The following is a 21,304-nucleotide window of genomic DNA, read 5'->3' as shown; positions in this document are numbered from 1 at the left end:
CGTTACGGTCGATATTTTTAAAAACTGCCTCGATTAATTTTTCACAGGTTGATTTTTAATAAAGAAGTCCATAACGTAAAATACTTCGTCATCTGGTATTTGTATTTCAAATGTATTTTCAATTGGTTGCAACGCTTTTTTTACTTTCATATACATCCAGTACTCATCTTGTCTTCTTTTCTCTTTATCAGGGTGAGGAAGAAGGCTTTCTCCTTTTTGAAGACGGTCAACCATACAGCTCATATGCAGAATAACACCCATTAAGCTATCAGGAGTTAGCTGTAAGGAAATTAATTCTTGGATTGTATTTAATGCGTAACGAATTGTTTTGATTAGTAATGCTCCATCGTTACGCTGCATTTGTTGTTCAAGAATATCCGCCATTTTTGCATATGTTTCTTCATACGTAATTAATTCTTGAATGGGCTGAATCGCTGTGTAGTTTACGATGTCTTGGAAATGATATGTTAAGCATGGTACTTGCACATCGAAATTCGTGACGATACAAATGATGTTACGCTCTTTTTTTATGTTCTCAATCATTTTCGTTAAATCTTTTTCATGGACGATACTAATCGGAATAATTTCAATTAAGTCTTTATCAAATCGTAAATAGTTCTCTAACATTTTTTGAATAGCTAAAGCACTTCCTTCACCAGTTAAGCAAGCTGTTAAAATAACAGATTTCATTGGAGAGAGAGGTTTTTTCTTTTCTTCTTGTACGTTTAAGTAAAATGGTGTTAAATTTTTTACTGTTTCATACAGCGCATCTAATGAATAACCGAGCTGAGCTTTTCGAGCTGCTTCTAGTGCGTGTGGTGTGCTCGTCATCGAGAGAACACGTACAGGAATTTTGAATTCCGTTTCTAATATGTCACCGATATAAGCAAGTGAACCCATATCAACAAGTAAAAGAAGCCCATTTACATTTTGGAGTGTTTTCATATAAACTTTCACACGCTCTAAGAAATCTTTCGGTGATTCGTGTAACGGCATATCAATACCGGTTACTTCCTCAATGCCGAGAAGTTCGTTTGCAACGTTTGCCATTTCAGTTGCGATGCCATTACCGTGTGCTAATATTAATACTTTTACTTCGGTTTGTGAGGCAGGAATTGGATCAACAACGAAGAACATTGTTAAAAAGCCAGCTTCATCAATAGGCATTGTTATTTGTAATTCTTCCTCCAGTAGTTGAATGCATTGCATAGCTACGGAAAAAGCTTCTTTATATTTCGTACGAATTTGATTTAATTGTGGGTGATGTATTTGTTTTCCGCTTTGTAAACGTTGTAGAGTTGTCTGTACATGTAAACTTAAAGCGAGAAATACTTTTTCATCAAACGTCTTAGATAAATGCTTTTCAGCAAGTTCCGCTATTTTTTCACATACGGAAACGATATTACGATCCACAATTTTAAAAACATTTTCATGGCTTGTTTTTTTTGATATTTGGTTAAAATATTGTACGAAAAAGCTTTGAACATCATTTTCTATTAGTAATTCTAATTCTTCCTCTTCAATACCACGTGCTTGAAGTTCTTCGTATTTATAGTCAATATAATCGTAAATAGAAGAGCGTTTTTCATCTTCTGTTTTATGATTACTCCAACCTTCCTCACCTGTAAATACAAATGTTTCATTTGGTATTTGGTATAAGTGACGGCTCTTCCTTTCAATGAATAACCCTTCTTTCATATACCAAGGTAAATCTGTACTTGAAACATAGACAGAATCACGTTTCTTTGTGACCAAATCAGAATAGGCTTTCGCACAGGCAATTTGAACATCTGTTTTTAATTGACCAATGTTATTGGGACAATTGTAAAAGACGAAAGCACGCATTGCATTTGGGCTAACGTGAATGTCTTTTCGCAGACGAATTGCTTCATTTGTGAAAAATAGCTGTAGTAAAGCAAAGCGCTCTTTATGTGTACGCTCACGAAGTGGTGGCAGCGTAACAGTCATTGGTATACGTCTTGTAAATGTTTTTAATAAAAATGAATTTGGTTCTTCTGTTGTTGCAGTAATGATTAATACTTGTGCTTTACGTTCGTTCTCTGTTTCTCCAAGGCGGCGGTATACTCCGCGGTCAATAAAGGTGAAAAGCATTTCTTGTCCCTCTGGAGGCAGGCGATGTACTTCATCTAAGAAAAGAATTCCTTCATGTGCTTTTTCAATTAACCCTTTTTGATCACTTGCTCCTGTATAAGCTCCTTTTTTAATCCCAAATAATTGCCCGAGTAGTAACTGTGGATTATTTGCATAATCAGCACAGTTAAATACGATAAATGGTGCATCTTTGGGAAGCTGTTCAACTTCAATTGCATATTCGTGCATTAAAGAAGCAAACATAGACTTTCCGACCCCTGTTTCTCCTAGTAGTAAAGTATGCATACCGTTTGGAGGATAGAGAATAGAAGCTTTCGCTTTTTCAATTGCAATTTTAAGGCTCGTATTTTCAATTGCAAATGTATCTAATGAAGTTATGTCTTTTGAATGCGTTTCCAACGAAGTGTTCGTTTCTATGTAAAAACGAACAGGTCGCGTATTTGTTTTTAATAAACGTTTATCTTTTACAAGTTTGTTTAAATCGCTACTTACATTGGCGCGATCTAGTTGCAGAAATGTAGCGAGTTCTGATGCGGTTACACCTTCTGTATAATTGCCTTTTTGTATTGCGTTAAAAATGAGATCTATTCGTTTCATTTCTATTCACCTCGAAACTTCATCACTATTTAAAATTTTACACAAAAATGGGAAGGGTGGGAAGAGAAAAATAAAACAGCTTTAGCACATAGGCACTAAAGCTGTTACAATCTTGTGTCTTTCCAAAAATTCACCTTGAGATGAGAAGAAGGATTATAGGGAAGAAGTTTGTATCCTTGTGACTGTAAATAATCAATTACTTTTGGCAGTATTTGTACGGTTACACTCGAATCATGCATTAAAATGACTTCGACTTGTTCATCACTTTGATTACGTACTCTTTCGAGTATGGCAGAAGGATTATCATAGCTTTTCCAGTCGTATGTATCGATCGTCCAATCCCACATTTTATACTGGGCCGATACAAGTGCGTCACGGTAATTCTTTTTTAAGTAAGGCATACTACCATATGGAACGCGAACGAGATGTGTATTTAATTTCGTAACTTGCTGGACAATACTTTGTGTTTGTTCCATTTCTCCAATTAAAGTGGAAGGGTCACCAGTGTAAAGGCGTTTTACATCATGTGACATGCTATGGAGCCCGATATAATGTCCTTCTTTAATTAATCGTTGCATCGTTTTTCTGTAATGCGGCACTTTTCCGCCAATAACAAAGAAAGTTGCTTTTCCGTTCTTTTCTTTTAAGATGTTTAAAATTTGTGTAGTATATTTGTTTGGTCCATCATCAAATGTTAAGTACGCAATTTTTTGTGTAGGAGAAGTTGTTTCAGTATTTGGATGATATTCAGCAGGAATAACAGTTGTTGCTTCAGTATTAGATGATACGTACATAGTAATCGTTAAAAATAAAATAATACATTGAAATACTCGCTTGATCATAACATTCACCCTCAGTTTGACAATCAAGATGTAAAAAAGAAAACTTGATACTTTTCTTATTATGTATATCTTTCTCCAATAGAGGAACTCTCAAACAATCTATATTTTGGAAATATAAAATGAGAATAAAAAATAGCATCCTCTTATAAGAAAGAGGATGCTATTTGAATATTTCATAATTGAAAAGGCTATACTACAATTAGTCTTCGCGTTTTTTCACTTTTTTATAAAAGGAAATGATTGGTTTGTAGCGTTCATGTACAAGCCCGATTATTTCAGCGATGATTTCTGTGAAGAAAATCAAAGCGAAAAGAAGAATAATGGATAACCATAACGTTGCACTAGTGAAAATAATGGCATTTACACTAAAGAAAATACCGAATGCGTATATAATTAGTACCGTTTTGCGATGAGAGAACCCCATTGCAAGTAAGCGGTGATGTAAATGCGATTTATCTGGTGCTGAAATAGGTTTTTTATTTACGATACGACGGATGATTGCAAATATCGTATCAAATATAGGTACACCTAAAATGATAATTGGAACGATAAAACTGAATAACGTTACACTTTTGTATAATCCAAGTAACGATATAACAGAAATACAGTATCCTAAAAATAGTGCTCCTGTATCTCCCATGAAAATTTTTGCTGGATGGAAGTTGTAGAATAAAAATCCAATTGTACTTGCTAATATAATTAATGCGAGTGGCAATATAATAGCTGTTCCAGTACCCCATGGGCTAGTGAAGGCCATATATGCTAGCGTTGCAAGTACGATAGATGAAATCCCAGCAGATAATCCATCTAAGCCGTCAATTAAGTTGATTGCATTCGTAATACCTACAAGCCAAAATACTGTAATTGGATAAGCAAGCCATCCAAGTTCAGTATCCCCAAGGAATGGGATATATAATACTTGCACTAATAATCCACTTTTTACAATCATAATGGCAACTAACAGTTGTCCACCGAATTTTACTCTCGCAGATAACTCGTACATATCATCTAAAATTCCGATGATTACAATGATAATCGCACCTAGCGTTATCGATAACATTCTTTGTTCATATAAGCCGCCGACAACAAATCCTACTGCTACACCAATAAATATTGCCAACCCGCCAAGACGTGGCATAATCTTTTGGTGCACTTTACGTGCGTTTGGCTTATCTGTCGCTCCTATTTTAAAAGCTAATTTAATAACTAAAGGAGTAACGACGAGTACAGTGATGAATGATGCCAAAATGGCATAAATCACTTGTGAGTCCATTAATACCCCACCCTTTATAGTCTAACGTAATTTTTTTTTGAAAATATATTTATCTGAAAATTATGATGTTTATTTACAGGCTCATAACATATGGTATCACAAAAAGATTAGAATTCAATCTTTTTTTCTTTTTACGGTTAATGGAAGCGGATAGAATATATGACAATTGTATATAGAATGTTGAATCATATAAGAAGGTTAATCGTACTGGGCTTTGGAATGTAACATTTCCTCTTTTTCTTCAATAGTGAATACTTTTATTTCAGTATTATAAGTGTTGCACGTAGAAATGAGTAAGTTTCGTGTTAAAATGTGGGAATTTATCACGCGTGACCTGGCAGTCTGATTCTCACTGATTAAGTTTTACTTTATAGTGCATTTAATTTTACAAAAACTTAAAAAAAAGTAAGGGAAGTAATTCATATAATGAAGAAGGAAAAGGGTTTTCTCATTTTTAATATGAGAGGGGGAAGCGCAGGGAGAGTTCTATATTTCATATCTTTTCTATTGTAAATTCCTGTGCGAAAAGGAAATGAAAATTACGATAGTAGGTACTGGATATGTTGGATTGATTACAGGAGTAGGATTGGCAAAATTAGGGCATTCAGTTACATGTTTTGATATAGATGATGAAAAAATTGAACGGATAAAACAAGGGGATTTACCTATTTATGAGGCCAGATTACATGAATTAATAAATTATGCATATGAGAATAATGCTTTAACTTTTACATCAAATAAAGAAGAGGCATTTGATGATGTAGAGTTTATATTTATTGCAGTTGGAACACCACCTTTATTAGATGGGACGGCAGATTTAACGTATATTCAGAGTGCTTGTAACGATATTGGATTATATGCGACGAACGATATTATTGTTGTTACGAAAAGTACAGTTCCAGTAGGCACAAATGATGTAATGAAGGGATGGATTGAGGAGAAGTTAAAAGGGAGGCATACAGTACATATCGTATCGAATCCAGAGTTTTTGCGTGAAGGTTCAGGTATTTATGATTTCTTTCATGGAGATCGTATTGTAATTGGAGCGGATAGTAAGGAAGTAGCAAGAAGAGTAGAGAGTTTGTATAGTGAATTATGTTTAGAAACGTATGTTACAGATATTAAAAGTGCGGAGATGATTAAATACGCGTCGAACGCCTTTTTAGCTACAAAGATTAGTTTCATTAATGAAATTTCAAATATATGTGAGAAGGTAGGCGCGAATGTATTGGATGTTGCCAAAGGGATGGGAATGGATAAGAGAATCGGTGCATCTTTTTTAAATGCGGGCATTGGCTACGGAGGGTCGTGTTTTCCGAAAGATACGAAAGCACTGGTACAAATTGCGGGAAATGTTGCTCATGATTTTCGTTTGTTAAAAGCAGTTATTGAAGTAAATAATAAGCAACAGCTGCTATTGATTGAAAAAGCGAAAAAAGTTATGAACATGAATAAAAAGCGAATTGCAGTTCTTGGCGCATCCTTTAAACCGAATACGGATGATATTAGAGAGGCATCATCTCTTATTATAATAGAAGCATTAATTAATATAGGTGCAGATATTGTTCTTTATGACCCAAAAGCAATTCAATATGTAAAGAATATATTTGGAGATGCTATACAATATAGTAGATGTATAGATGAATCGATTAGAGATGCGAGTGCGGTTTTTATCGTAACAGAATGGGGAGATATTCAAACTTATCCGTTAGAAAAGTACGTACAACTTATGAGGGAGCCTATTTTATTTGATGGGAGAAATTGTTATACTGATGAAGATGTTAAGAAACAAAAGATAGATTATTACTCGGTGGGAAGAAAAAGTATTTGTAATAGAAAAGTTTCTGTTATGCGTTAAAAAGGGATGTACTCATGCATATTTTTATATGTCATAATAGAAGCTGTAATTAGTGAAAGAAAAGAGGCAATCACATGACTGAACGTTTAAAAGTAATGACAATTTTCGGGACACGTCCAGAAGCAATTAAAATGGCACCTCTTGTATTAGAGTTGCAAAAACACCCAGAAAAAATTGAATCGATTGTGACTGTAACAGCACAACATCGCCAAATGTTAGATCAAGTATTAAGTATCTTTGGAATTACGCCAGATTTCGATTTAAATATTATGAAAGACCGCCAAACTTTAATTGATGTTACAACGCGTGGTTTAGAAGGTTTGGATAAAGTAATGAAAGAAGCGAAGCCGGATATTGTACTTGTACATGGTGATACAACAACAACATTTATTGCAAGTTTAGCTGCTTTTTATAATCAAATTCCAGTAGGGCATGTTGAGGCGGGCCTTCGTACATGGGATAAGTATTCTCCATACCCAGAAGAGATGAATCGTCAATTAACAGGTGTAATGGCGGATCTTCATTTCTCACCGACAGCAAAATCAGCAACGAACTTACAGAAGGAAAATAAAGATGAGTCACGTATTTTCATCACAGGAAATACAGCGATTGACGCGCTGCAAACGACTGTAAAAGAAACATATAGTCATCCTGTACTAGAGAAACTTGGAAATGATCGTCTTGTACTTATGACAGCTCACCGCCGTGAAAACTTAGGTGAACCGATGCGTAATATGTTCCGTGCAATTAAGCGTCTTGTTGACAAACATGAAGATGTACAAGTTGTGTACCCTGTTCATATGAACCCTGTTGTTCGTGAAATAGCAAATGAAATTTTAGGTGAACATAACCGTATTCATTTAATTGAGCCGCTAGATGTAATTGATTTCCACAATGTTGCAGCTCGTTCATACTTAATGTTAACGGATTCTGGTGGTGTACAAGAAGAAGCTCCATCACTTGGTGTACCAGTTCTTGTTCTTCGTGATACAACAGAGCGCCCTGAAGGTATTGAAGCAGGTACGCTGAAATTAGCAGGAACAGACGAAGAGACAATCTTCGGCCTTGCTGATGAGTTGTTATCAGATAAAGAAGCTCATGATAAGATGGCGAAAGCATCTAACCCTTACGGTGATGGTCGTGCATCAGAGCGCATTGTGGAAGCAATTTTACAACACTTTAATAAGTAAATAAAAAGGGCCCAATCGCATAGATTGGGCCTTTTTGTTACGGCTGATTACGCATAATCCACTCTGCATGAGCATTTGTAGAAGGTGGCGGATCAGTTGGTGTTTTATTTTGTTTTGTTTCTTTTTTTGTTTGTTCGTTAGAATTAGAACTTGAATTTGAATTTGAATCAGGATTTGAGTTGTTTTTTGTAGTTGGGTTTTTTGCTTTTTCTCCTAATTCTTTTTCAATTTCGTTACGCACCGTTTCTACACTGATTGGATCTGGAAGGAAGTAATAAATACCGCCTATCTTTTTGTCTTCGCCTTCAAGCTTTAACGTTTGCATTGTAGAAGGATCAAATCCAGAAAGTTTATTGTAAAGAGCAAGTCCGTCTGAAATAGGAATGTCGGTTTTTATATATTTTCCAACGACAGCTGTTAAATCTTTAATTTTAAATACAGTAGAGGTGGAGTTTAGTTTATGAGCAACAGCGGCCAGTAATTGTCTTTGTCTAGCAGCTCGACCATAATCGCCATTTGGATCTTGCTTTCGCATACGGACGTAAGCAAGTGCTTCTTCACCGTTTAAGTTTTGCTGTCCTTGCTTAAATTGAATTTTTTTGTAGTAATCCACGTCAGAGCGCTCCCAGAAATCGAAGGGTACGTCAACGGTAACGCCGCCAACAGCATCAACGATACCTTTAAAGCCTTGGAAATCAATTTTCAGATAATGGTCTACAGGAACTTTTAGAAAGCCTTCGACAGTTTTGATTGCCATTTCTTCTCCGCCGTAAGCATGGGCAGCGTTAATTTTGTCTTCCTTATTTTTGCCAACAATTTTAACTCGAGAATCACGAGGAATACTCATAAGTGAAATCTTTTGCGTTTTTGGATTGACTGTTGCGAACATTAATGAGTCTGTACGACCATTTTGACCATCTGTCGCATAATCTTCTATACCCATAATGAGAATTGTAAAAGGTTCCTTTGTAATTTCTACATCTTTGTTTCTTAAATCCGATTTTTCACGAGTAAAACCACTATACATCCCCATAAGAGAAGAGTAAGAATTTAACACATAAACTCCTATACTGCCAAATAAAAATGCGAAAATAAGGAAGAAGAAAAGTTTCCTTCTTCGCTTCTTTTTTATTCTGCTATTTTGGAGATGATAATAACGTTCTTCCATATATAATCTCCTTAGTTCGTTAGTTCATTTGTAGGGAAGTAATTCACTACATTAATCTTTGAAGGGGATAAATGGGTTATGCTTAGATAACATCTTGTTCTAAGTACAACATATCTCCTTTTGTAATTGTACATTTCCCGTTTGTTAATTCAATCATCCAATCTGTAAATGCTTGTTTGCCGTCTTCTTCTACATACGTATCAAATGTGACATTTTCTAGATAATGTATATCTTTAATGGCATATTTTGAATTGCGTAATTCATTTTCCACTTTGCCAAGTAATGTGTAATCAATCTCGGTTTGCATCACACGCATTAGTTTTCGCTGGACAACACCGACATGATTAATGCCTTCGCTTGTACACTTTCCATATGCACGAATTAATCCACCTGCGCCAAGTTTAATGCCACCAAAATAGCGTGTTACGACAACAACGGTATCTTTTAGTCCACGTTTTTTAAGTACCTCTAGCATTGGTACGCCAGCTGTACCGCTAGGCTCGCCGTCATCATTTGCTTTTTGAATATGATCTTGTTCGCCAATTAAATAAGCGGAACAATTATGTGTTGCATTCCAATGTTGTTTTTTTATTTTTTGTATAAATTCTTGAGCCTCTTCCTCAGTCGTTGCTCGGCTAATATAACAAATAAATCTTGATTTTTGAATGACGATTTCGTGTTCGCCGTAGTCTTTGATTGTAAAATATTGTAATAGCACTTGTGTACGCCCCTATCTATCAAAATGACTAGTACTTTCCATTTTAAAAGCGAGCCTTTTTATATTCAAACATTTTTTCTAAATATGCTGAAGTTTTTGGTGAGTATTTTATCTTTTTGTTGTAATTTGTCGAGATGGTAGGTATAATTTCAACCGGCATTTTCATGTATGGATGCACCATTTGTAGTTTTCGTGTAAAATTAGGAAATAAAACTTTTTATAAGGCAGGTACGAAAATGAAAATAGCTATTGTTACTGATAGTACGGCATATATACCGAAGCAAATTCGTGATGAACTCAATATATATATGATTCCATTAAACGTTGTGTTTGGAACAGAATCTTATCAAGAAGAAGCTGAAATTTCAGCAGATGATTTTTATGTGAAAGTACGTGAACAAGAGGAACTTCCAAAAACTTCTCAACCAGCAATCGGAAAGTTTGTTGAGCTATATGAAGAACTAGCTAAAGATTATGATGCAGTTATTAGTATTCACCTATCAAGTGGAATTAGTGGTACATATCAAACATCAACGACAGCTGGACAGATGGTAGAGGGTATTGATGTATACACGTATGACTCTGAAATTAGTTGTGAAGTACAAGGATTTTATGTGCGTGAAGGTGCAAAGTTAGCAAGTGAAGGAAAGAACCCGAAAGAGATTATCGCTCGTTTTGATGAAATGAAGAAAACGATGGACGCCTATTTTGTAGTTGATGATTTACATCATTTACAGCGTGGTGGTCGATTGAATAGCGCGCAAGCTTTCATCGGCAGTCTGTTACAAGTGAAGCCAGTTTTATATTTTAGAGATAAAATCATTATTCCGTTTGAAAAGATTCGTACACGTAAAAAAGCATTAAAACGTATCATTGAAATTTTTGATGAGCAAGCAAGTAAAGGTGTACCTATGGAAGCAGTTATCATTCATGCGCAACGTGAAGAAGAAGCGAATGAATGGAAGAAAGAATTAGAAGCAAAATATCCTCACGTCACAATTCGTACAGGTTATTTTGGAGCTGTAATTGGTACGCACTTAGGTGAAGGTGCATTAGGTCTTGGATGGTATACGAAGTAATAAAGATATAAAAGCTCTCTTTTTAAGAGGGTTTTTTTACGGGTATGTTACGTTTAGTTGACAAGTTAATATTTGGAAATGGTAAAATGTACGTAAAATAAAATAATGAGGAAAGTTTTATAACTTACTTTTTACAAGAAACTATATTATAATGGAAGAGAGGTGAAACATATGGAGCATAATTCTTGTTTATGTCCAAAGTTTGAGTCAGCTTTTACTCTGCTTAGTAAGAAGTGGACTGGCTTAATTATTAAATCTTTGCTTGAAGAGTCGAAACGTTTTAGAGAAATCGCAGATATTATCCCAAATATGAGCGATCGTATGTTGTCAGAGCGTTTGAAGGAATTGGAAAGCGAGGGCATTGTAGTTCGTAATGTCTATCCAGAAGTACCAGTTCGAATCGAGTATGGCTTAACTGACAAGGGAAAAGCGTTAGAAAGTGTTATGGATGAGGTCCAAAATTGGGCTGAGAAATGGATGAAGTAGCATTTCATCTGTATTCGTATATTTAATAAAACGTAAGGAATTCCTTACGTTTTTTCTTTGTTTATAGAAGTGAGAAAAGTATATAAATTTCTACACATACATACAAAAATATACGCATTTTGCGCTAGAGCTACATATAATATTACATTTGTTTTACAAAAACGTAACATTAGCAAAAAAAATCCCGAATTATGGTATAAATTTTATAGGTTATATACGGAAAAAGAAAAAAGAAAGCGGTGTAAAAAATAAAATGAAAAAGCTAAAAATGGCATCTTGTGCATTAGTTGCAGGATTAATGTTTTCTGGGCTAACACCAAATGTATTTGCAGAAGATAAAATTTCTGACGTGAAATCACAAATTAACACACAAAATGACACTTTACATAAACAACAACAAGAACGTGATGAATTACAAAAGCAAATGAATGACTTAAACAAAACAATTCAAGGTTTAGATAAATCTGTTCAAGAGAATGCTGCAAAGCTTGATGAAACAATGAAAAAAGTTGCTGATACTGAGCAATTAATTGAAAAGAAAAATAAAGATATTGCAGAATTACAAACAAAGATTGCAAAACGTGAAGAGTTATTAAGAAAGCGTTTAGTTGCACTTCAAGAACAACCAAATACGAACGTTGTAACAGAAGTTCTTGTAAACTCTAAAAACGTTGCAGATTTAGTTGATCGTTTAACTTCTGTTTCTAAAATTCTTGAGTCTGATGAAGATATCATGAAAACACAACAAGAAGACCAAGCTAGTGTGAAAAAAGATGTTGCAACGGTAAAAGAAAAACAAAAAGAATTAAAAGAAGCACAAGCTCAAATTGAAACTGCTAAGAAAGAACTTGACGCTGAAAAAGAGAAAAAAGCAACAGCGGTAAACGATTTAAGCGGTAAAATGGATACAGTTGTAACTTCAATGACAAGTACGGAAGGTCAATTGAAAGAGCTTGAGAAACAAGCATTACAATTACAACGCATTGCCGAAGAAGAAGCACAAGCAAAAGCTGCACAAGAAGCTGCTGCTCAAAAACAAGCAGAGCAAGCTGCTAAAGCTGCGCAAGCTCAACCAGCACAAGCACCTGCAGAGCAAGCTGCACCAGCAAACAATGGTGGACAAGCTCAAAAAGAAGAGCCTAAAAAAGAAGAACCTAAAAAGGAAGAGCCTAAAAAAGAGGCACCTAAAGCAGAAAAGAAAACACCAGAGCAAAACCCAGCACCAACTCCACCGGATACTGGCGTAATTGGTAAAGCTAAGCAATATTTAGGTAAGCCATATGTTTGGGGAAGTGCATCTCCATCAAACGGTGGTTTTGACTGTAGTGGATTCATTTCTTACATCTTTGGTGTAGGTCGTCAAGACGTTAGGGGTTACTGGAACTCAGTTTCTAAAGTAGATAGCCCACAACCAGGAGACTTAGTATTCTTCCAAGGTACTTATAAAGCAGGTCCATCTCACATCGGTATTTACGTTGGTAATGGCCAAATGATCCATGCTAGTGATAAAGGAATTGCGTACGGTGATATTAACAGTTCGTATAACAAAAAACATTTCTTAGGATACGGTCGATTCTAGGATTTATAAAAGAATAAAACATGTGTATAAAGTCGATAGCTTACTATTTTATAAGTAGGTTATCGGCTTTTTTGAGTTTTTACGAGATGATGAGAAAGGTTTATAGTAGTGCTGGAGGTGATTGTTGATGCTATCGGGGAAACAGTTGCTATTAGAAGAACTTTCTTCAGATTTACAGAGGGAATTAAACGATTTGAAAAAGAAGGGAGAGATCGTATGTGTACAAGGTGTAAAAAAGAAGAATTCTAAATATATGTGCCAACGCTGTGGAAATGTAGATCGGCGGCTATTTGCATCGTTTTTATGTAAAAGGTGCAGTAAAGTGTGCACATATTGCCGGAAGTGTATAACGATGGGGAGAGTAAGTGAATGTGCTGTACTTGTTCGCGGGATTGCTGAAAGAAAGAGAGAAAAGAATTCAAATTTGTTACAGTGGAACGGGACGTTGTCTACTGGCCAAAATTTGGCGGCGCAAGGAGTTATAGAGGCTATTAAGCAAAAAGAATCATTTTTTATTTGGGCTGTATGCGGGGCTGGGAAAACAGAGATGTTGTTTTACGGAATTAACGAAGCGCTTCAAAAAGGAGAAAGAGTTTGTATCGCAACGCCGAGAACGGATGTTGTTCTGGAATTAGCACCGAGATTGCAAGAAGTATTTCCATATATACAGGTAGCGGCTTTATATGGAGGGAGTGTGGATAAAGAAAAAGATGCAGTACTAGTCGTTGCGACTACGCATCAATTATTACGTTATTATAGGGCGTTTCATGTCATGGTTGTAGATGAGATAGATGCTTTTCCATATTGTGCAGATCAAATGTTACAGTACGCGGTAAAACAAGCGATGAAAGAAAAAGCGGCGCGTATTTATTTAACTGCGACTCCAGATGAAACATGGAAGCGAAAACTTAAACAAGGTAAACAAAAAGGTGTTATTGTTTCTGGACGATATCATCGTCATCCTTTGCCAGTTCCTTTATTTTGTTGGTGCGGGAATTGGAAAAAAAACCTCATTCATAAAAGAATTCCTCGAGTTTTACTACAGTGGTTACAAACATACTTAAATAAAAAATTCCCTATTTTTTTATTCGTCCCCCATGTGCGATATATAGAAGAAATAAGCTTGTTGTTAAAACCATTAAACAATCGAATTGAAGGTGTACATGCAGAAGATCCGGAGAGAAAAGAAAAAGTAGCGGCTTTCAGAAAGGGAGAAATCCCATTATTAGTTACAACGACAATTTTAGAGCGAGGCGTAACGGTGAAAAATTTGCAAGTCGCAGTTTTAGGGGCGGAAGAAGAAATATTTTCAGAAAGTGCGCTCGTACAAATTGCGGGCCGAGCAGGGCGGAGCTTTGAAGCACCGTATGGAGAGGTCATTTATTTTCACTATGGCAAGACAGAGGCGATGGTGCGCGCGAAAAAACATATTCAAGGTATGAATAAAAATGCGAAAGAACAAGGATTGATCGATTAATGCATTGTTTACTTTGTGATGAGTGTTTTGTAGAAAAGATTAGTTGGTACACTTTTTTTGTAAAGTGTCATAGAAAATATATATGTGATAGATGTGAGCAGAAACTTTCCTATATTATAGGAGAAATTTGCATGGAGTGCGGGCGACCTTTAGAATTTGTTCCTGCCTCATTTCAAGAAGACGGTATTTGTATAGATTGTATAAGGTGGATGAAAGAGGAGGAGTATCGTTCTTTTAAAAACCGTTCGTTATATATGTATGATGATGAGATGAAAGAAATAGTAGCGCAGTTTAAGTTTCGGGGGGATGCAGAGTTAGTGCACATTTTTTATCGTCCTTTTCGAAATTTATTTCAAAAGCATTTTGCCAATGTTTCAACTGTTATCGCTGTTCCGCTTAGTAAGGAAAGGGAAATTGAACGTGGTTTTAATCAAGCTGAGTTATTAGCAACTTGTTTGCCTGTCAAAATTTCTTATCCATCATTAAGAAGAAGGGAAACAGAAAAGCAAAGTAAGAAGACACGTAAAGAAAGGGTGTCAGGAAGCAATCCTTTTTATTTTCAGGGAGAAGAGATGTTTTCTGGGCAACATATTTTACTCGTTGATGACGTGTATACGACAGGGATTACAGTTAGGCAAATCGGAAGTTTGTTATATGAAAGAGGGGCAAGAGAAGTATCTAGTTTGACACTTTGTAGAAGTTAATATGGCAGTGTCGAAAGGGATAATAAAAAGGCGATAAGTCTTCTTTGACTTCATATGTTGTCATTCGTTATAGTCAAAATATGGGGCGAATGCCCTGATTTTTAGAGTGAAGGGAATGGAATGAACATGCAAGGAAGAGTGAAATGGTTCAATGCAGAAAAGGGATTTGGGTTTATTGAGCGTGAAGATGGTGACGATGTATTTGTCCATTTTTCTGCTATTCAACAAGATGGATATAAGTCATTAGAAGAAGGGCAACAAGTAGAGTTTGACATTGTAGATGGAGCACGTGGACCACAAGCAGCTAATGTTGTGAAACTGTAGGGGATATTGTTTTTGGAAGAGAAAGCTGCGTTTGTGGCAACGTTATATATATGTAGTAGAACCTCTTGTTTTTCGCAAGGGGTTTTTGTTATAGGGTAAGTTGTCAAAAAGTTGTTTCTTTTCTGTAACGAATTGTCCACAGAAACATTCGTTATTCACGATGTTAATAGGATAAAATAAAGATAGAAACGATGCATCTTTTCATTTCAACAAAAAACGATAAAAAAATTGCAATTCTACTAATTTTTTTAAAAAAGTTAGAAGGAGTTTTTAAGCCAATGTCGAAATTATAATACATAGGCTTGAAAGGAGGAATTCATCTATGAAATTCAACATTCGTGGTGAAAATATTGAAGTAACTCCAGCATTAAAGGAATATGTAGAGAAAAAACTAAGTAAGTTAGAGCGTTATTTTGATACATTCCCAGAGATTAAAGTTAATTTAAAAGTATACTCTGACAAGCAACGTGTCGAGGTAACAATACCATTTACTGATTTATTACTTCGTGCAGAAGAAACTAATAGCGATATGTACGCTGCTATCGATTTAGTAGTTGATAAAATTGAGCGACAAATTCGTAAACATAAAACAAAAGTAAATCGTAAGTTACGTGAGAAAGGTTCTATGAAAACGAACTTTATCCTTCCAGAAGCAGTAGCTGTTTTGGATGAGGTAGAAGAAGATGAATTAGAACTTGTACGTACAAAACGATTCGATTTAAAACCGATGGACGTTGAAGAGGCAATCCTACAAATGGATATGCTAGGACATAATTTCTTCGTCTTCACAAATGCTGATACAAACGAAACTAATGTTGTATATGGCCGTAAAGATGGGAAATACGGTTTAATCGAAACTAAATAATAATTCGAAAGCGCAGCCAAATGAGGCTGCGCTTTTTTTGCTGAAAATAGATTTTTAAAAAACTTTTCTTAATTTAGAACGAGACAATCGGCCGATTGTTGTCATAGTTATAAGACAAGTGTTACAATTATCATTAGGTATATACATTTTAGTTTTTTAATTAGGAGAAAAATTGGCATAACATACATTTGATTTTTATAACGACTGATTGTAATAGAGAAAAAGAAAAACAATCGGAAGTTTTATTTTAATAAAAAGAGGAGCGTATTTCCTATGATCGGTATTTTAAAAAAGGTGTTTGATGTAAATCAACGCCAAATTAAACGTATGCAGAAAACAGTTGAGCAAATTGATGCATTAGAGTCATCTATTAAGCCACTAACTGATGAACAATTAAAAGGAAAGACGCTTGAATTTAAAGAACGTCTAACAAAAGGTGAAACAGTAGATGATCTACTACCTGAAGCTTTCGCGGTTGTTCGCGAAGCGGCAACTCGTGTTCTTGGAATGCGTCCATATGGCGTACAGTTAATGGGTGGTATTGCCTTACATGAAGGGAATATTTCTGAGATGAAAACGGGTGAAGGTAAAACGTTAACATCTACATTACCTGTATATTTAAATGCTTTAACAGGAAAAGGTGTTCATGTTGTTACAGTCAATGAATATTTAGCACAACGTGATGCGAGCGAAATGGGACAACTTCATGAGTTCCTTGGCTTAACGGTAGGAATTAACTTGAATAGTATGTCACGCGAAGAGAAACAAGAGGCTTATGCTGCTGATATTACGTATAGCACAAATAATGAGCTTGGATTCGATTACTTACGTGATAACATGGTTTTATATAAAGAGCAGTGCGTTCAACGTCCACTTCACTTTGCTATTATCGATGAAGTCGATTCTATTTTAGTCGATGAAGCACGTACGCCGCTTATTATTTCAGGACAAGCTCAAAAATCAACAGAGCTATACATGTTTGCAAATGCATTTGTTCGTACGTTAGAAAATGAAAAAGATTATTCATTTGATGTGAAAACGAAAAATGTAATGCTAACAGAAGATGGTATTACGAAAGCGGAGAAAGCTTTCCATATTGAAAACTTATTCGATTTAAAACATGTAGCACTTCTTCACCATATTAATCAGGGACTTCGTGCACACGTTGTTATGCACCGTGATACAGATTATGTTGTACAAGAAGGCGAAATCGTAATTGTAGACCAATTCACTGGTCGTCTTATGAAAGGTCGTCGTTATAGCGAAGGATTACACCAAGCGATTGAAGCAAAAGAAGGTGTAGAAATTCAAAATGAAAGCATGACGCTTGCAACAATTACATTCCAGAACTACTTCCGTATGTATGAAAAATTATCTGGTATGACTGGTACAGCGAAAACAGAGGAAGAGGAATTCCGTAACATTTACAATATGAACGTTATTGTAATTCCGACCAACAAACCGATTATTCGTGATGATCGTGCCGATTTAATCTTTAAATCAATGGAAGGTAAGTTCAATGCTGTTGTTGAGGATATTGTAAATCGTCATAAAAAAGGACAACCTGTTCTTGTAGGTACAGTTGCAATTGAAACTTCAGAGCTTATTTCAAAAATGTTAACGCGTAAAGGTGTACGTCATAACATCTTAAATGCGAAAAACCATGCTCGTGAAGCAGATATCATTGCAGAGGCTGGTATGAAAGGTGCTGTAACAATCGCGACGAACATGGCAGGTCGTGGTACAGATATTAAGCTTGGAGACGATGTGAAAAACGTTGGTTTAGCAGTTATCGGTACAGAGCGTCACGAAAGTCGTCGTATTGATAATCAGTTACGTGGTCGTGCTGGTCGTCAAGGGGACCCTGGTGTTACGCAGTTCTACTTATCGATGGAAGATGAATTAATGCGCCGATTTGGTTCAGATAATATGAAAGCAATGATGGACCGCCTTGGTATGGATGATTCTCAGCCGATTGAAAGTAAAATGGTTTCTCGTGCGGTAGAATCTGCACAAAAACGTGTTGAAGGAAATAACTATGATGCACGTAAGCAGTTACTGCAATATGATGATGTACTTCGTCAACAACGTGAAGTTATTTACAAACAGCGTCAAGAGGTAATGGAGTCTGACAACTTACGCGGCATTATTGAAGGTATGATGAAATCTACAGTAGAACGTGCTGTTGCCCTTCATACACAAGAGGAAATTGAAGAAGATTGGAACATTAAAGGTCTTGTTGACTACTTAAATACAAACCTTCTTCAAGACGGAGATGTAAAAGAAGAAGAATTACGTCGCCTTGCTCCTGAGGAAATGAGCGAACCGATTATCGCGAAATTAATAGAGCGATACAATGAAAAAGAAAAGCTTATGCCAGAAGAGCAAATGCGTGAGTTTGAGAAGGTTGTTGTATTCCGCGTTGTAGATACGAAATGGACAGAGCATATTGATGCGATGGATCACCTTCGTGAAGGTATTCATTTACGTGCTTACGGTCAAATCGATCCACTTCGTGAGTACCAAATGGAAGGGTTCGCGATGTTCGAGTCAATGGTTGCCTCTATTGAAGAGGAAATTTCTCGTTACATTATGAAAGCTGAAATTGAACAAAACTTAGAACGTCAAGAAGTTGTTCAAGGTGAAGCTGTTCATCCTTCTAGCGATGGCGAAGAAGCAAAGAAAAAGCCAGTTGTAAAAGGTGACCAAGTGGGCCGCAACGATTTATGTAAATGTGGTAGCGGTAAAAAATATAAAAACTGCTGTGGTATCGTTCAGTAATATAGGACGGTAGCTTTGGCTGTTTTGCAAACTTTTATATCAAAAATGTATAATTAAGAAGGATTAAACTCTCTCCGTAATAAGTGGAGAGAGTTTCCCTTGTTTTCATACGAAAGTAACAGCAATTACATAGAGGTGAAGGAAATGGAATTAGTAGAAATTAGACAGGAATTAGAGAAAATGGCTAAGCGATTAGCGGCTTTTAGGGGGTCTCTTTGACCTCCCTACTAAGGAGAAACAAATTGCAGAATTAGAAGAAAAAATGATGGGCGCAGGATTTTGGGATGACCAACAAGGCGCGCAAGCTGTAATTAATGAAGCGAATGCGTTAAAAGATATGGTTGGAAAGTTCCGTCAGTTAGATGAGACGTTCGAAAATTTAGAAATCACGCATGAGCTTTTAAAAGAAGAGTATGATGAAGATTTACATGAGGAATTAGAATCAGAAGTAAAAGGCTTAATTCAAGAAATGAATGAGTATGAGCTTCAGTTACTATTAAGTGATCCTTATGATAAAAATAATGCGATTTTAGAATTACATCCAGGTGCAGGTGGAACTGAGTCACAAGACTGGGGTTCTATGTTATTACGTATGTACACACGCTGGGCTGAAAAACGCGGATTCAAAGTAGAAACGGTTGATTATTTACCAGGTGATGAAGCTGGTATTAAGAGTGTAACTTTATTAATTAAAGGTCATAACGCTTACGGTTACTTAAAAGCAGAGAAAGGTGTACATCGTCTTGTACGTATTTCACCATTCGATTCTTCAGGGCGCCGTCATACATCTTTCGTATCTTGTGAAGTTGTACCAGAGTTCAATGATGAAGTTGAAATCGAAGTACGTACAGAAGACTTAAAAATTGATACGTACCGAGCAAGTGGAGCTGGTGGGCAGCACGTAAATACGACAGATTCAGCAGTTCGTATTACACATACACCGACAAATACGGTTGTAACATGTCAGTCGGAGCGTTCTCAAATTAAAAACCGTGAGCATGCGATGAAAATGTTAAAAGCGAAATTATATCAAAAGAAACTAGAAGAGCAACAAGCAGAATTAGATGAAATTCGCGGAGAGCAAAAAGAAATCGGATGGGGTAGCCAAATCCGTTCTTACGTATTCCACCCGTATTCTCTTGTAAAAGACCATCGTACAAATACGGAGGTTGGTAACGTACAAGCTGTTATGGATGGAGAGATTGATCCATTTATTGATGCTTACTTACGTTCTCGCATCTAATAAGCGTAAAAAAAGCCAACGAAATTGTTGGCGCATGCTGAGGACAATAGAGGATATAAAGAATTTGATTCTATTTTTATAGATGAAGTAAAGAGGAAGAGAAGTTGGAAACGACAACTTCTCTTTTTGATGGGATTATATGTAGATTACAATGCTGTATATTGTTTTGTAAAAAGTAGAGAATAATAAAATAGAGCGGTAATAGGGTAAAGATTTATATAGAACTTTTCTAATTTTTCTTTTAAAAAGGATACTTTATAGAAGTTTTTTAAGTTGTTCACAGAATTGAAACAACTTATGAAAGCTTTATTTTATCAAGGTTCTCACTGTATTTTTGAGGAATATGAAATACACCTTAGTTTTTCTATATAAAGATAATGCTTATAATGAAAATGAGTGTGTTAGGAATAAAAAGAATATCAACAATGGGGAGCGATAGAAGTGAAAAAGAAATTGTTGGCTATTGCGCTAGGGACATCGGTTGTTTTTGCTTTAGGAGCATGCGGAAATAAAGAAGAGAGTAAGTCTTCGAAACAGTCTGCAAGCACAGACAGCGCAGAACAAATTTTCCAAAGAAGTTGTGCGGGATGTCACGCAACAGATTTATCAGGGGCAACTGGACCTGATTTAAGAAAAGTAGGCGGTAAGTACGACGCTGCAGATATTGAAGAGATTATTAAAAAAGGCCGTGGTTCAATGTCACCAGGACTTATTCAAGGTGAAGATGCGAAAAAAGTATCTGAATGGTTAGCTGAACATAAATAAAAAGGTGAAATGGGCGAGTTGATAATATAGTCAGCTCGTTTTCCTTTTTTCTGGTATGTAACATAACTGTAACAAAAATGTATCCAAATTGGAAACCGTTTGATGTTACAATGGGGTTTGTAGAATTTTGCTGAAATATATTACATAGAGTGGTATTGCTTATGAGAAAGCATAAGTAAACTACCTTCAACAAGGATGACTAAATGAAAATGAAGGATGTCTTTTATTTTCAGATGTACAGAA

At 35.9% G+C, this 21,304-nt stretch carries 17 protein-coding genes; 12 read left to right on the top strand and 5 right to left on the bottom strand.

Annotated elements, in window-relative coordinates; genetic code table 11:
• Nucleotides 1-33: 33 nt before the first annotated feature.
• The 3 genes from ACQGS6_RS00445 to ACQGS6_RS00435 all read right to left on the bottom strand — a co-directional run bounded on the left by ACQGS6_RS00445 (nucleotide 34) and on the right by ACQGS6_RS00435 (nucleotide 4,824).
• Complete coding sequence (locus tag ACQGS6_RS00445) at nucleotides 34-2,709, bottom strand: PRD domain-containing protein (RefSeq protein ID WP_000820967.1); 2,676 nt, start codon at nucleotides 2,707-2,709, stop codon at nucleotides 34-36.
• Nucleotides 2,710-2,813: 104 nt separating this feature from the next.
• On the bottom strand, nucleotides 2,814-3,551 hold the full coding sequence (locus tag ACQGS6_RS00440) for a polysaccharide deacetylase family protein (protein WP_000597151.1): 738 nt from the start codon (nucleotides 3,549-3,551) through the stop codon (nucleotides 2,814-2,816).
• Nucleotides 3,552-3,750: 199 nt separating this feature from the next.
• On the bottom strand, nucleotides 3,751-4,824 hold the full coding sequence (locus ACQGS6_RS00435) for a glycosyltransferase family 4 protein (protein ID WP_000378319.1): 1,074 nt from the start codon (nucleotides 4,822-4,824) through the stop codon (nucleotides 3,751-3,753).
• A gap of 532 nt (nucleotides 4,825-5,356) precedes the next feature.
• Here ACQGS6_RS00435 and ACQGS6_RS00430 point away from each other — a divergent pair.
• Nucleotides 5,357-6,682: a UDP-glucose dehydrogenase family protein gene (locus ACQGS6_RS00430; protein WP_000704919.1), complete on the top strand. Its 1,326-nt coding sequence runs from the start codon at nucleotides 5,357-5,359 to the stop codon at nucleotides 6,680-6,682.
• A gap of 74 nt (nucleotides 6,683-6,756) precedes the next feature.
• The gene (gene wecB / locus ACQGS6_RS00425) at nucleotides 6,757-7,872 is read left to right on the top strand and encodes a non-hydrolyzing UDP-N-acetylglucosamine 2-epimerase (RefSeq protein WP_000140145.1); all 1,116 of its coding nucleotides are present in this window, start codon (nucleotides 6,757-6,759) and stop codon (nucleotides 7,870-7,872) included.
• A gap of 37 nt (nucleotides 7,873-7,909) precedes the next feature.
• On the opposite strand, the gene ACQGS6_RS00420 is transcribed toward wecB, so the two are convergent.
• Entirely contained in the window at nucleotides 7,910-9,040 is a 1,131-nt protein-coding gene (locus ACQGS6_RS00420; protein ID WP_000392795.1) for an LCP family protein, read from the bottom strand.
• An 82-nt stretch (nucleotides 9,041-9,122) separates the two neighbouring features.
• The gene (locus ACQGS6_RS00415) at nucleotides 9,123-9,758 is read right to left on the bottom strand and encodes a YigZ family protein (protein ID WP_044796201.1); all 636 of its coding nucleotides are present in this window, start codon (nucleotides 9,756-9,758) and stop codon (nucleotides 9,123-9,125) included.
• A gap of 236 nt (nucleotides 9,759-9,994) precedes the next feature.
• On the opposite strand from ACQGS6_RS00415, the gene ACQGS6_RS00410 reads away from it, so the two are divergent.
• The 10 genes from ACQGS6_RS00410 to cccB all read left to right on the top strand — a co-directional run bounded on the left by ACQGS6_RS00410 (nucleotide 9,995) and on the right by cccB (nucleotide 21,061).
• A complete protein-coding gene (locus ACQGS6_RS00410; protein ID WP_000684725.1) occupies nucleotides 9,995-10,837 on the top strand; it encodes a DegV family protein in 843 nt (280 codons plus the stop codon).
• 171 nt (nucleotides 10,838-11,008) lie between these two features.
• Nucleotides 11,009-11,323 (top strand): winged helix-turn-helix transcriptional regulator, encoded by a 315-nt coding sequence (locus tag ACQGS6_RS00405; protein ID WP_000400857.1) that lies wholly within the window; start codon nucleotides 11,009-11,011, stop codon nucleotides 11,321-11,323.
• Nucleotides 11,324-11,471: 148 nt separating this feature from the next.
• On the top strand, nucleotides 11,472-12,902 hold the full coding sequence (locus ACQGS6_RS00400; RefSeq protein WP_000499470.1) for an NlpC/P60 family protein: 1,431 nt from the start codon (nucleotides 11,472-11,474) through the stop codon (nucleotides 12,900-12,902).
• A gap of 127 nt (nucleotides 12,903-13,029) precedes the next feature.
• Complete coding sequence (gene comFA, locus ACQGS6_RS00395) at nucleotides 13,030-14,379, top strand: ATP-dependent helicase ComFA (RefSeq protein WP_086424210.1); 1,350 nt, start codon at nucleotides 13,030-13,032, stop codon at nucleotides 14,377-14,379.
• Nucleotides 14,379-15,083, top strand: coding sequence for a ComF family protein (locus ACQGS6_RS00390; protein WP_033685746.1), 705 nt, complete (start codon nucleotides 14,379-14,381; stop codon nucleotides 15,081-15,083). Before comFA ends, ACQGS6_RS00390 begins: the two co-directional genes overlap by 1 nt.
• A 126-nt stretch (nucleotides 15,084-15,209) precedes the next feature.
• Nucleotides 15,210-15,407: a cold shock protein CspC gene (gene cspC / locus ACQGS6_RS00385; protein ID WP_001990088.1), complete on the top strand. Its 198-nt coding sequence runs from the start codon at nucleotides 15,210-15,212 to the stop codon at nucleotides 15,405-15,407.
• Nucleotides 15,408-15,729: 322 nt separating this feature from the next.
• On the top strand, nucleotides 15,730-16,272 hold the full coding sequence (hpf, locus tag ACQGS6_RS00380; protein WP_000671186.1) for a ribosome hibernation-promoting factor, HPF/YfiA family: 543 nt from the start codon (nucleotides 15,730-15,732) through the stop codon (nucleotides 16,270-16,272).
• A gap of 273 nt (nucleotides 16,273-16,545) precedes the next feature.
• Entirely contained in the window at nucleotides 16,546-19,053 is a 2,508-nt protein-coding gene (secA, locus tag ACQGS6_RS00375; protein WP_000579387.1) for a preprotein translocase subunit SecA, read from the top strand.
• A gap of 144 nt (nucleotides 19,054-19,197) precedes the next feature.
• A protein-coding gene (gene prfB, locus ACQGS6_RS00370) for a peptide chain release factor 2 (protein ID WP_096001716.1) occupies nucleotides 19,198-20,296 on the top strand; the annotation gives its coding sequence in 2 pieces (ribosomal slippage) (nucleotides 19,198-19,269 and nucleotides 19,271-20,296; 1,098 coding nt in all).
• A gap of 441 nt (nucleotides 20,297-20,737) precedes the next feature.
• Nucleotides 20,738-21,061, top strand: a complete 324-nt coding sequence (gene cccB / locus ACQGS6_RS00365; protein WP_000727971.1) for a cytochrome c551 — start codon at nucleotides 20,738-20,740, stop codon at nucleotides 21,059-21,061.
• Nucleotides 21,062-21,304: the final 243 nt, after the last annotated feature.

The organism is Bacillus sp. GMs2/2, from assembly GCF_050172095.1.
GTDB lineage: Bacteria > Bacillota > Bacilli > Bacillales > Bacillaceae_G > Bacillus_A > Bacillus_A cereus.
The sequence above is the reverse complement of the archived record's forward strand: the minus strand, read 5'-3'. Positions and strand labels throughout refer to the sequence as shown.